Genomic DNA, 11,638 nt, shown 5'->3' on the forward strand with positions numbered 1-11,638 from the left:
CCGGCAAACGACAGGAACCCACAACGGCGGGCCCCCGTCCCACCTCACCCGGTCCGATCAAGCAGCAGCACAGCCACGTCATCCGTCAGCTCGCCACCGTTCAACTCCCGCACCTCGCTGACGGCCGCCCGCAGCAACGCTTCCCCCTGCAGCCCTTCGGACAGCTGCCGGCGGACCATCTCCACCATGCCGTCCTGACCGAGCCGCTCCTTGCCGACCCCGACCCGCCCCTCGATCAGCCCGTCGGTGTAGAGCATCAGACTCCACTCCCGCCCCAGCTCCACCTGCATCCGCGGCCACCGGGCACCGGGCAGCAGCCCGAGCGCCGGCCCGTTGTTGTCGTACGGCAGCAGCCGTGCCGGCCGTCCCGGCCGCGCGACCAACGGCGCCGGGTGTCCCGCGAGGCACAGCCCCGCCCGGCGCCCGTCCGGCGCGATGTCCACCGTGCACAGCGTCGCGAAGATCTCGTCGTCGGACCGTTCGTGCTCCAGGACCTGCTGCAAGGTGCCGAGCAGTTCGTCCCCGCACAGCCCCGCCAGGGTCAGCGCCCGCCACGCGATCCGCAGCTCCACGCCGAGCGCCGCCTCGTCGGGCCCGTGCCCGCAGACGTCGCCGATCATGGCGTGCACCGTGCCGTCGGGAGTGCGGACGACGTCGTAGAAGTCGCCGCCGAGGAGCGCACGCGAACGCCCCGGCCGGTAACGCGCGGCGAACCGCAGCGAGGAGCCCTCCAGTAGCGGTGTGGGCAGCAGCCCCCGCTCCAGGCGGCGGTTTTCCTGCGCCCGCAGCCGGCCCTCGGCGAGCCTCCGCTCGGCCGTGTCGGAACGTTTCCTCTCGACGGCGTAGCGGATCGCCCGGCTCAGCAGCCGGCTGTCCAGTTCGTCCCGGAAGAGATAGTCCTGGGCGCCCACGCGTACGGCTTCCGTGCCGCGCTCGGCGTCGCCGGAGGTGGTGAGGGCGAGCACGGCGTGCCGGGGTGCGAGCTCCAGTACGTGCTTGAGCACGGCGAGCTCGTCGTCACCGCCGCGCACGGGGGCGGGCAGGGCGAGGTCCAGCAGGATGCAGTGGACGTCGTCGGTGAGCAGCCGCTCGGCCTCGGTGAGGTTGCGGGCGGTGCGGACGCGGATGGGGTTGCCGGCGGCGTCGAGGAGCTCCGGCACGAGCGTCGAGCCACCGGGATCGTCCTCGATCACCAGCAGCGTCAGATGAGTCGTGCCGTTGTGCTTCTCGAACGTGCCGTCCGTGCGCGGGGCCTCTTCCCTTGAAGGGCCGCCACTTGCGGTTGCGGCCGGCGCCTGACCACTTTCCACGGCCGGGATCGCTCTCTGCCGCGGTACGGGTACGGGCATCGTCTTGGGTCCTTCCCTCCCCCCGAGGGCATGGTGGGGCGAGGGACCTCGACCCACCGACGGGGACCATAGCGGTACTCGGCGCCGCAACGGAATGGTGTACGGCACCCGGCTCGGCAGGCGGCCGCTGTCATATGCCGCGTTCCGTACCGCAGTTGGACACCCCGCCCGAGGTGCGGGAATGACGAACGTCACGTCGGCGCCGGGTTTGGGAGCTCGTCGGCGTGCGGTGCGTCACGTGACCCCGGTCTCAGGGGCCCGCGAACCCCTCTACCCGTGCGTCAGGCGTCCGGCCGCACGACCGCCAGGATCGGCATGGAGCCCGCCCCGGCGATGGTCACCGTCCGCCCGGGCCGCGGGGCGTGGATGATCGCGCCGTCGCCTATGTACATCGCGACATGGCTGGCATCGGCGTTGTAGATGATGAGGTCGCCGGGCCGCATCTCCGCGACGTCCACATGCTTCAGCTGCTTCCACTGCTGCTGCGAGGTCCGCGGAATGGCCTGCCCGGCACTGGCCCAGGCCTGCGAGGTCAGCCCCGAGCAGTCGTACGAGCCCGGTCCCTCGGCGCCCCATTCGTAGGGCTTGCCTAGCTGGGCGCTCGCGTACTCCACGGCCTTCTTGCCCTGGGCGGACGCCTTGCCGTTGATCTCGTCGAGGATCCCGGAGTCCAGCCAGGCGGTCTGCGCCTGATAGGCGGCCTGCTGCTCCAGCCGGGCGAGGCGCTCCTTCTCCTCCTTCTCCAGCTGGGACTCGAGCTCCTCGGCCGCCGCGATCTGCTTCTTGACCTTCTTCTTGGCGGCGGCCTTCGTCTTCCGGTTGGCCTCGAGCTTGTTCCACTGCGCGGAGGCGTCCTTGGCGTACTGCTCCAAGTCCTCCTGGGTGCGGGTCATTTCCGCGATGAGGCCCTTGGTGGCGCGCTGGCCCTGCAGAATCCGGCCCGCACCGTTGAGGAACTGCTGCGGATCGTCGCTGAGCATCAGCTGTGCCTCGTCGGGCAGTCCGCCGCTGCGGTACTGGGCGGCGGCCGAGTCGCCCGCGCGCTTCTCCAGCTCCGCCAGCTTCTCCTTGCCCTTGACGATCTTCTTCGCCAGCGCCACGATCGCGGCCGACTGCTGGTCGGCGGCTTCCTCGGCGGCGTTGTACTCGTCCGTGGCGACGGCGGCGGCGTGATAGAGGTCGTCCAGCTTCTTGCGTACGGCCTCGAGGTCCTTGGTGGTCCCGGCGGTGGCGGATGCCGAAGGCGTGGGACTGGGACTGGGACTCGGGCTGGCGAACGCCGTGCCCGGCGCCGCGAGCACCGTGACCGCACAGACCACGGTCACAGCAGCCGTCACCAGCCCGCGCTTGCCCGCACCCATACCCCAGCCCCCCACCTGATTTACCGTCAGTAACTTACGGACGCCCGGGGATCGTGCCATGTCCTGACAGAAAACGACAGAGGCAGTACGACGTCCATCCCCCTGATCCACCCGCCCTATGACGATCTCCCCGCCATTGTGACGAACGACTCACGGAGATCGTTCCCCGCAGGTCAGACGGACGGGCGAGGTTCACCCGCGCGGAGCCAACGCCCCCCACGCCACGGTGACTTCCCCCTGACGCCACCGCACCGGCGCATCGGTCACAGGCCAGTCGGCGGTCAGATCCCGCACCGCGCGGATCCAGCGCTGGCGGGCGCCGTACGAGGCGTAGGGCGCGGCGGCGGCCCAGGCGCGGTCGAAGTCACGGAGGAAGGCGTGCACGGGCTCGCCCGGGACATTGCGGTGGATGAGGGCTTTCGGGAGTCGCTCGGCGAGGTCGGACGGCCGTTCCAGGGAGCCCAGCCGGGTCGCGAAGGTGACCGTCCGCGGCCCCTCCGGTCCGAGCGCGACCCACACATGCCGCCGCCCGATCTCGTCACACGTCCCCTCGACGAGCAGCCCGCCCGGCGCGAGCCGCGCACACAGCCGCGCCCACACCTCGGCGACCTCGCCCTCCTCGTACTGCCGCAGCACATTGGCGGCCCGGATGAGCATCGGCCGCGACCGGACCGGCACCTCGAAGCCGCCGTGCCGGAACTCGAGTCCCTCCCGCTCGTACGGCTTCGCGGCCGCGACCCGGGCGGGCTCGATCTCCACGCCTACGACACGCGCGCGTGGCGCGACGGTTCGCAGACGCTGCAACAGCTCGACGGCGGTCCAGGGGGCGGCCCCGTACCCGAGATCGATGGCGAGGGGGTCGTCGGTCCGCCGCAGCCCGGGCCCGTGGACCGCGGTGATCCAGCGGTCCATACGGCGCAGCCGGTTGGGGTTGGTGGTTCCGCGCGTCACTGTGCCCACAGGGCGGGTGGTGGCGCGGGATGTCATGCCTACGAGGGTATGCGCGCCGAAGACACTCCTGACGCATCCACTCCCCGAACAGTTGAGCGACCCCCGGTAATGCCTCAGCAAAATTCACCGTGCCCGGAATGGGAACCCGTTCCTCCGATGTTGCACCCCCGTGGAGGGCTCCCCACACCCTCCGTCAGGCATGCCCGCTGCGAGGAGGACCGCCACGTGAGCCAGTACGTCAGCAGGCTCGGGCGGCGCTCCCCGGCCGCGCCCCCGCGGCTGAGGCTGCACCGCCGCCCCCGCCGTATCGCGATGCTCTCCGTGCACACCTCCCCGCTCCACCAGCCCGGCACCGGCGACGCCGGCGGCATGAACGTCTACATCGTCGAGCTGGCGCAGCGCCTCGCCGCGATCAACATCGAGGTCGAGATCTTCACGCGCGCGACGACCGCCGCACTGGAGCCGACGGTCCAGCTCGCCCCCGGCGTACTCGTCCGCCACGTCGACGCCGGCCCCTACGAGGGCCTCGCCAAGGAGGAGCTCCCCGCCCAGCTGTGCGCCTTCACGCACGGCGTGATGCAGGCATGGGCCGGCCACCGCCCCGGCTACTACGACCTCGTCCACTCGCACTACTGGCTCTCCGGTCACGTCGGCTGGCTCGCCGCCCAGCGCTGGGGCGTCCCCCTGGTGCACGCCATGCACACCATGGCCAAGGTCAAGAACGCCAACCTCGCCGACGGCGACATCCCCGAACCCGCCGCCCGGGTCATCGGCGAGACCCAGATCGTCGACGCCGCGGACCGCCTCATCGCCAACACGGCGGAGGAGGCCGACGAGCTCGTACGCCACTACAGCGCGGACCCCGGCAAGGTCGCCGTGGTCCACCCCGGCGTCAATCTGGACCGCTTCTGTCCCGCCGACGGCCGCGCCGCCGCCCGTGCCCGCCTCGACCTTCCCCAGGACGCCCTCATCCCGCTCTTCGCGGGCCGCATCCAGCCGCTGAAGGCCCCCGACGTCCTCCTGCGCGCTGTCGCCGTCCTCCTCGACGAGCGGCCCGAGCTGCGCTCCCGTCTGGTCGTGCCCATCGTCGGCGGCCCCAGCGGCAGCGGCCTCGCCAAGCCCGAGGGCCTGCAGAAGCTGGCCGCCCGGCTCGGCGTCGCGGACGTCGTACGGTTCCGTCCGCCCGTCGGCCAGGAACAGCTCGCGGACTGGTTCCGGGCCGCGTCCGTGCTGGTCATGCCGTCCTACAGCGAGTCCTTCGGCCTGGTCGCCATAGAGGCCCAGGCGGCCGGCACGCCCGTCCTCGCGGCAGCGGTCGGCGGCCTGCCGGTGGCCGTGCGCGACCGGCAGACAGGTTTCCTCGTACGAGGCCACAACCCCGCCGACTACGCGCGCGTGCTCCGCGACCTCGCCGACGACCCCCACCTCGCGCCCCGCATGGGCGAGGCCGCCGCCCGGCACGCGCAGTCCTTCGGCTGGGACACCGCGGCCGCCGCGACGGCGGACGTCTACACGGCCGCGATGCAGGCCCACCGGCGTCGCGTACGCTCCCACCATGGCTGAGGAGCAGAAGGCGGCACAGGTCATCGAGGGTGTCCTCCAGGACAACGAACTGGAGTGGGAGAGCCCGGCCCCCGGCAATTACGTCGTCCAGCTCCCCGGCACCCGCAAGCTGAAGACGACGGTCTCGCTCCTGGTCGGCCGCCACTCCCTCTCCCTGAACGCCTTCGTCGTCCGCCACCCCGACGAGAACGAGTCCGGCGTCCACCGCTGGCTCCTGGAGCGCAACCTCAAGCTGTACGGCGTGAGTTACGCCGTGGACCGGCTCGGCGACGTCTACGTCACCGCCAAGCTGCCCCTGGCCGCCGTCACCGCCGACGAGATCGACCGCCTCCTGGGACAGACCCTGGAGGCGGCGGACGGCAGCTTCAACACCCTGCTGGAGCTCGGTTTCGCGTCCGCGATCCGCAAGGAGTACGAGTGGCGGGTGGCCCGGGGCGAGCCGACGCGCAACCTGGACGCGTTCGCCCACCTGACCCAGCGCCCGGCCGACCGGCCCGACCGGTCCGACTGACCCCGGGCCGACGCGTCAGGACTCGCCGGAAGGGTCGCTCTTGTCGAGCTCGTCGGCGAACGCGCGCAGGGCGTCCGCGAGTTCCTTCTTGGTGGGCAGCTCGTCGACCTTCTTGTCGAGCTCGGAGATACGCCGGTTGAGCTCGTCCAGCTCACTGGGCGCGGACGGTTCGCCGGAGGGGCCCTCGGTCGGTTCCTCGGTGGGGTCGTCCGGTTCCGTGAACGTCGGGCTCGGCTCGCTGCCGCCGGTGGTGTCGCCACCGCCGGAGCCGCCCGTGTCCCCGTCCGCCGGGACGCTGATCCCCACGGAGGGTTCGGAGGTGGGCTCCTCGTCCGAGGTCGCCGCGAGGGCGGCCCCGACGCTGAGGGCGACCAGGGCGGCCGCCCCGACGACGGCGGTCGAGAAACGTCTGACTCTCACGGTGCGGTCGGGCTGTGAAGTGCCTTGGGTGTCCTCTGAGTTGTCCATGGACCGACGCTAAGCGGCACTGATCACCGGACGGGCGTCTTCCGGCGAACCTCTCGAACGGACGTCCGCTTTCGGCCGTCGACCTGCCGTGATCCGAAGTCTCACCCTCCCTTTGTGTACCGCCCGGGCGTGACCCCCACCAACTTCCTGAAGTGCCGGGTGAGATGGGACTGATCGAAGAAGCCGGTGGCGGTGGCGACCTCACTCGGCCGCACCCCGTCCAGGAGGAGCCGCCGGGCGCGGTCGACGCGGCGGGAGTTGAGGTACTGGTGCGGCGCGATGCCGTAGGCGGTGCTGAACGCCCGTACCAGATGGGCGGGATGCGCGTGCACCAGCGCGGCGGCCTCGACGAGGGTGATCCCCTCGACCACCCGATCGTCGAGGAGTTCGCGCAGCCGACGGGCGAGGGCGGGGTCGGCGCGCGGGACGTCGGTGACCAGGCGCGGCCGCAGCTGTGCGGTGAGCCGTTCCCCGATGAACGTCAGCCTGCTGGCGGCCTCCAGCTCGTCGCCGGGATGGTCGAGGGCGTGGTGCAACTGCCCGACGCGCCGCCGCAGCAGGGGGTCCCGCAGATCGGGGGTGTCGACGGCGGACCCGACGAGATCCTCGCCGAGCAGCGAGGTGTCGAGATAGACGACCCGCTTGCGGAAACCGTCCGCCGTGACGGGGGAGCCGTTGTGCGGGACGTGCGGCGGCAGCAGGGACACCGTGTCGTGCGGGGTGCCGTGCTCGTGCCGGTCGAGGTCGTACCGTACGGCCCCGTCGTCCACGATCAGCAGCGTCCACGCGTCATGGACGTGCATCGGGTAGGCGTACCCGGTGTAGTGAGCGTGGAAGACCTCCACGACGCCCGGGACGGCGGGGCGCCAGGCGGAGACGGTCTGCCGGGTGGCCATGCAAAGAACGTACAAGACCGTGTCGTAGGCCGCCCGGCAGTCTCATGGCATGAGCGAAGCACCCATCCGATTCGACACGAAGATCGCCGTCCTGCTGCGGGAGGACCTGGAGCCGTGGCAGCGGCTGAACGTCACCGCGTTCCTGGTCAGCGGCCTCGGCACGGTGGTTCCCGAGGTGGTCGGGGAGCCGTACGAGGACGCCGACGGGGTGGTCTATCTGCCGATGTTCCGGCAGCCGGTGATGGTTTTCGAGGGGACGAAGGAGACGTTGACGGCGGCGCATACGCGTGCGGTGTCCCGGGGGTTGCCGTGCTCGGTGTTCACGGGCGATCTGTTCTCGACGGGGAACGACCGGGACAACCGGGCGGCGGTGCGGGCCGTGGGGACGGGGGAGTTGGATGTGGTGGGGATGGCTGTGTACGGGGCGCGGAACGGGGTGGACAAGGTGGTGAAGGGGGCGCGGATGCATCCGTGAGGGTCAGCGCTTCTTCGGGGTGCCTTTGCGGTGGACGGATGCTCTGAGTTTGGCCGCCTCGAACTGGCGTCCGCGGGCTTCGAGGGTGTCGGCGAGATCGCGTGTGACGGCGGAGTAGAGCAAGTGGTCCCGACCCAGGACCTTCTGCACACGAGTCCTCGTGTCTCGCAGGACTTGCTCGGCCTCGCCAGCCCGGCCCGTATCGGTGAGTACCCTGCCGAGACTGTCGGCCGTGTTGAGGGTGTCGGGATGGTTGTCGCCCAGTGTGCGCCGCTGGCGTTCCAGAGTGTCGGCCAGCACACCGTGGGCTTCGTCGTACCTGGTGAGCAGACGTAGTACGAGGCCGAAGGACTGTCTGCTGCGGAGAGTGCCGGGGTGGTCCTCACCGAGTACGTTCCGTCGTCGCTCCAGGACCTCGGTGGCGAAGAGGAGGCTCTCGGAACCTCGGCCGGATTGGCGCAGCGCGGTGGACAGGTGGTGAACGGTGTCGAGGGTGTCAGGGTGGTCGTCGCCGAGCGAGCGCCGCTGCAACTCCAGGACCTCGGCGAGGTTGGTGCACGCTGTCTCCAGCTCGCCCATACCGCCCAAGGTCACGGCCACGCCGTATGCGGCGCGGAGCATCTCGGGGTGGTCCCGGTCCAGAGTGGCTCGCCGCCGCTCGTAGATGTCCTGGTAGACGTTGTACGACTCTTTGAATCGGCCCAGCTTGTTCAAAGTGACGGCGAGGTCGTGGGCCGAGCTCAGTGTGTCGCCGTCGTTCTCGCCCAGCACCTGTCGACGCCGCTCCAGGATGTCCTCGACGATCGGCAGGACCTCCCCGTGCGCCCCCAGACTGTCCAGGGCCCAGGTCACCATGTGGGCGGCTCGCAGGGTGTCGGGGTCGTCATCGCCCAGCGACGCGGACCACGTCTCGTACAGGCGTTCAGAGAGGGCGCGGGCGGCGTGAGGCTGGGCACTGCGTACGAGACAGCGGGCGGCGTTCAGCAGTGTGGGGCGCAGTTCGGCGCGGGCGTCCAAGGCGGGCAGTGCCGCTGTCAGATGCGGCGTGAGGGAGGCCCATCGCGGCCATGTCGTCGGCAGTTCCGGATCACCGGGGTCAGCGGCGATCAGCAGGGCCGCCACATCATCCTGCACGGCATCCGCGACCTCGCCGTAGGTCTCCCGTACCACCGCCTGCGTCAGCCGATGCACCTGAAACACATCCGACCCCACCACCGCCAGCCCGTACCGCCCGAGCGGCGTCAGTGCGCTCTCCGGCCAGAAGATGTCCTCCGCGTCCCCCGGCACACTCGCCAACGAGTCGCGCGCCGTGACCAGCCATGACGTGGGAATCGGCTCGGGCCCCAGAAACGCGGCGAGGCGGAGCACCGCGACGGCTCCCGGATGGTCGGCCTCCAGACGTTCCGCGGCGATCGTGACCGTGGCGGCCAGGGACGCGGGATAGTCGGGCAGGTTGCTGCGCCCGAGCAGCTGGGCCGTGTTCGTCCTGAGCAGTTCCAGATACCGGTCCGCCGGAATCCCGCCCCGCATCACGCCCGCGGCCTGCGCCAGCGCGAGCGGCAGGTCGCCGAGGGCCTCGGCCAGCGCGTCCGCCTGATCGTCGGTCAGGGCCGGCAGCTGGCCCCCCAGATACGCCACCGACTCCTCCCGGCTGAACACCCCCAGCGACAGCCCCGGCACGATCCCGCTCCACGCCGGATTGCGAGCCGTGATCAGTACGTGCCCGCCGCCCTCCGGCAGCCAGCTCCGCAGCTGCTCCGGATCCTCCGCGTTGTCCAGGATGATCAGCCAGCGGTCCCGGGTGCGCAGGTACTCCATCGCGTACCGGGCGTTGAACTCGACGCCCGCCTCCGGCTTGGCCACGTCCACGCGGGCCGCGAGTTCGGCGTAGCGGGCCACGACCTGCTCGCTCTGTTCGGCGTCGACCCACCAGACGAGGTCGTAGTCGGCGGCATGCCGGAAGGCGTACTCCAGAGCCACCAGGGTCTTGCCGATGCCGCCCGTGCCGCGCAGTGCCTGGACGGCGGCGTGGCGTTCGGCCAGCAGTTTGCCGCGGACCTCGTCGATGACGGCTTCACGGCCGGTGAAGTGCGGGTTGCGCCGCCGGTCGCGTACGTCCCAGACGGTGGGGCCGCCTCCGGTGCGGGGCGGGAACGGCGGCTGGGGGCCGTGCGGGGCGGGTGGCGCGGACGGTGTGGCCGCGGCGCCGGGGAAGGCCGGCGGGCGGGTGGGCCGCGCGGGTCCCCGGACGGCGTCCAGGAGGGCCTTGAGGGCGTCCGGCTCGCTCAGTCCGTGCAGGTCCTTGCGGAGCCGGGGCGCGAGGATCGCAGGGACCCGGCCGGACTCCAAAGGCTCGACCACGAGCGGGATGAAACGGCCGCGCCGGGCGATGACAGACGTCCACTCCTCCTCGGTGTACCGCCCCGCCTCGAAGTAGCGCGGGGAGAAGACGGCGACGACGGCGGACGCCTGGTCGAGTGCGTTGTTCATCTTCGTCACGAAGTCGTCGCCGGTGCGCCAGTTCCAGCGGTCGAGCTCCACCCGGTAGCCGTTCTCCTGGAGGTGCCAGGCCACCCACTCCGCCCACTCGTTGTCCGGACCGGCGTAGCTGATGAAGATCGGCTCGGAACTGTCGGACATGCCCGTCTCCCACCCCAGCGGCCCCGGCGGCCCCCCGCGGCTTCCTGTATACCGCCGGGAAACGCGTCCGCGCCCGGTGTAGGGAAAAGTCGACGGACAGGGGATGCCAGGTCAGGAACGGTGGCGGGACCGGGCGGTGGCCGGGATCAGGCCGCGCTGACTTCGGGCTTGGCGGCGACCGGCGGCTCGGCCGGCAGCGGGTCCTCGGCGGGCAGCCGCCGCATCAGCACGCCGTAGCCCACCGCGGCCAGCGTGCCGACGACCGCGCACAGTCCCCACAGCCACTCCGCGCCGTAGTGGTCGATGATCAGACCGGACATCAGCGGGGCGACGAGGGAGGCGACGGCCCAGGACAGGGTGTACATGCCCTGGTAGCGGCCGCGGCCGTGCACGGGGGAGAGGCGGACGACCAGGCTGGTCTGGGTGGGGGCGTTGACGATCTCGGCGAGGGTCCAGACGCAGACCGTGAGGGCGAAGACGCCGATGGAGCCGGCGAAGGCGGTGAGCCCGAAGCCGTATCCGGCGAGCAGGGACGAGATGACGAGCAGCCGGCGCGGATCGCGGTCCTGGATGAACCGGGTGACCGGGATCTGCAACGCGACGATGAGGATGCCGTTGACGGCGATCGCCATGCCGTAGTCGGCGGGTGTGAACCCGGCCTCGCCCATCGCCACCGGCAGTCCGACCGAGCCCTGCTGGAAGACGAGGGCGATGAGGAAGGACAGCCCGACGACACCCATGTAGCGCCCGTCGCGGAGCACGGTGCCGAGCCCGACCTCGTTGTCCGCCGCCTTCTCGGTGGGGGTGCGTTCGGGCCGCGACTCGGGCAGCTTCAGGAAGATCACGATCGCGCAGGCGGCCGTCATGCCGGCCTCCAGGAGGAAGCCGGCGAGGTAGCTGAACTCGGCGATGAACCCGGCGGCCAAGGAGGAGATGGCGAACCCGAGGTTGATCGCCCAGTAGTTGAGGGAGAAGGCGCGCACCCGGTCCTCGGGCCGCACGATGTCGGCCATCATCGCCTGCACGGCGGGCCGCGAGGCGTTGCTCGTCATACCGACGAGGAAGGCGACGGCGGCGATGGCGACGGGGTGGTGCATGAAGCCGAGCAGGGCGACGGAGGCGGCGGTGGAGGCCTGGGCGATGAGCAGCGTGGGCCGCCGTCCCAGCCGGTCGGTCATGACACCGGCCCCAAGGGACGAGACGACACCGCCCAGGCCGTGCAGGGAGGCGACGAGACCGGCGTAGGCGGCGGAGTACCCGCGGTCGAGCGTGAGGTAGAGCGCCATGAAGGTGGCGACGAAGGCGCCGAGCCGGTTGACGAGGGTGCTGAGCCACAGCCACCAGAACGCGCGGGGGAGACCGGAGACGGATTCCCGCAGGGCACGTCTCAAGGTGGCTGCTGACATGGCGGATCCCCCGGGATG

The 11,638-nt window shown here is 71.1% G+C and carries 10 protein-coding genes; 3 read left to right on the top strand and 7 right to left on the bottom strand.

The annotated features are described in order from the left end of the window. Positions 1-44: 44 nt before the first annotated feature. The 3 genes from QF037_RS25675 to QF037_RS25685 form a co-directional block, all read right to left on the bottom strand. The gene (locus QF037_RS25675) at positions 45-1,349 is read right to left on the bottom strand and encodes a PP2C family protein-serine/threonine phosphatase (RefSeq protein WP_307029012.1); all 1,305 of its coding nucleotides are present in this window, start codon (positions 1,347-1,349) and stop codon (positions 45-47) included. A gap of 281 nt (positions 1,350-1,630) precedes the next feature. Further along, complete coding sequence (locus QF037_RS25680) at positions 1,631-2,710, bottom strand: C40 family peptidase (protein ID WP_307037368.1); 1,080 nt, start codon at positions 2,708-2,710, stop codon at positions 1,631-1,633. A 192-nt stretch (positions 2,711-2,902) separates the two neighbouring features. Further along, entirely contained in the window at positions 2,903-3,697 is a 795-nt protein-coding gene (locus tag QF037_RS25685) for a class I SAM-dependent methyltransferase (RefSeq protein ID WP_307029014.1), read from the bottom strand. A 189-nt stretch (positions 3,698-3,886) separates the two neighbouring features. On the opposite strand from QF037_RS25685, the gene mshA reads away from it, so the two are divergent. Further along, positions 3,887-5,224: a D-inositol-3-phosphate glycosyltransferase gene (gene mshA, locus QF037_RS25690; RefSeq protein WP_307029016.1), complete on the top strand. Its 1,338-nt coding sequence runs from the start codon at positions 3,887-3,889 to the stop codon at positions 5,222-5,224. Continuing rightward, positions 5,217-5,735, top strand: coding sequence for a YbjN domain-containing protein (locus QF037_RS25695; RefSeq protein WP_307029018.1), 519 nt, complete (start codon positions 5,217-5,219; stop codon positions 5,733-5,735). The genes mshA and QF037_RS25695 overlap by 8 nt, the downstream gene beginning before the upstream one ends. A 15-nt stretch (positions 5,736-5,750) precedes the next feature. Here the strand turns inward: QF037_RS25695 and QF037_RS25700 are convergent, their stop codons facing one another. Both QF037_RS25700 and QF037_RS25705 read right to left on the bottom strand, forming a co-directional pair. Continuing rightward, entirely contained in the window at positions 5,751-6,203 is a 453-nt protein-coding gene (locus QF037_RS25700; protein ID WP_307029020.1) for a hypothetical protein, read from the bottom strand. Positions 6,204-6,304: 101 nt separating this feature from the next. Next, positions 6,305-7,099: a helix-turn-helix transcriptional regulator gene (locus QF037_RS25705; protein ID WP_307029022.1), complete on the bottom strand. Its 795-nt coding sequence runs from the start codon at positions 7,097-7,099 to the stop codon at positions 6,305-6,307. A gap of 49 nt (positions 7,100-7,148) precedes the next feature. Between QF037_RS25705 and QF037_RS25710 the strand changes: the two genes are divergently transcribed. Next, positions 7,149-7,574, top strand: coding sequence for a DUF2000 domain-containing protein (locus tag QF037_RS25710; protein ID WP_307029024.1), 426 nt, complete (start codon positions 7,149-7,151; stop codon positions 7,572-7,574). 3 nt (positions 7,575-7,577) lie between these two features. Here QF037_RS25710 and fxsT read toward each other — a convergent pair whose 3' ends face one another. Both fxsT and QF037_RS25720 read right to left on the bottom strand, forming a co-directional pair. Beyond that, positions 7,578-10,214: an FxSxx-COOH system tetratricopeptide repeat protein gene (gene fxsT / locus QF037_RS25715; RefSeq protein ID WP_307029026.1), complete on the bottom strand. Its 2,637-nt coding sequence runs from the start codon at positions 10,212-10,214 to the stop codon at positions 7,578-7,580. Between the two features lie 146 nt (positions 10,215-10,360). Further along, entirely contained in the window at positions 10,361-11,620 is a 1,260-nt protein-coding gene (locus tag QF037_RS25720) for an MDR family MFS transporter (protein WP_307029028.1), read from the bottom strand. Positions 11,621-11,638: the final 18 nt, after the last annotated feature.

The organism is Streptomyces canus (assembly GCF_030815415.1).
Lineage (GTDB): Bacteria > Actinomycetota > Actinomycetes > Streptomycetales > Streptomycetaceae > Streptomyces > Streptomyces canus_F.

Coding starts and splice junctions, on each gene's coding strand:
- QF037_RS25675 (WP_307029012.1), bottom strand. CDS start 1,349: ATGCCCGTACCCGTACCGCGGCAGAGAGCGATCCCGGCCGTGGAAAGT.
- QF037_RS25680 (WP_307037368.1), bottom strand. CDS start 2,710: ATGGGTGCGGGCAAGCGCGGGCTGGTGACGGCTGCTGTGACCGTGGTC.
- QF037_RS25685 (WP_307029014.1), bottom strand. CDS start 3,697: ATGACATCCCGCGCCACCACCCGCCCTGTGGGCACAGTGACGCGCGGA.
- QF037_RS25695 (WP_307029018.1), top strand. CDS start 5,217: ATGGCTGAGGAGCAGAAGGCGGCACAGGTCATCGAGGGTGTCCTCCAG.
- QF037_RS25700 (WP_307029020.1), bottom strand. CDS start 6,203: ATGGACAACTCAGAGGACACCCAAGGCACTTCACAGCCCGACCGCACC.
- QF037_RS25705 (WP_307029022.1), bottom strand. CDS start 7,099: ATGGCCACCCGGCAGACCGTCTCCGCCTGGCGCCCCGCCGTCCCGGGC.
- QF037_RS25710 (WP_307029024.1), top strand. CDS start 7,149: ATGAGCGAAGCACCCATCCGATTCGACACGAAGATCGCCGTCCTGCTG.
- fxsT (WP_307029026.1), bottom strand. CDS start 10,214: ATGTCCGACAGTTCCGAGCCGATCTTCATCAGCTACGCCGGTCCGGAC.
- QF037_RS25720 (WP_307029028.1), bottom strand. CDS start 11,620: ATGTCAGCAGCCACCTTGAGACGTGCCCTGCGGGAATCCGTCTCCGGT.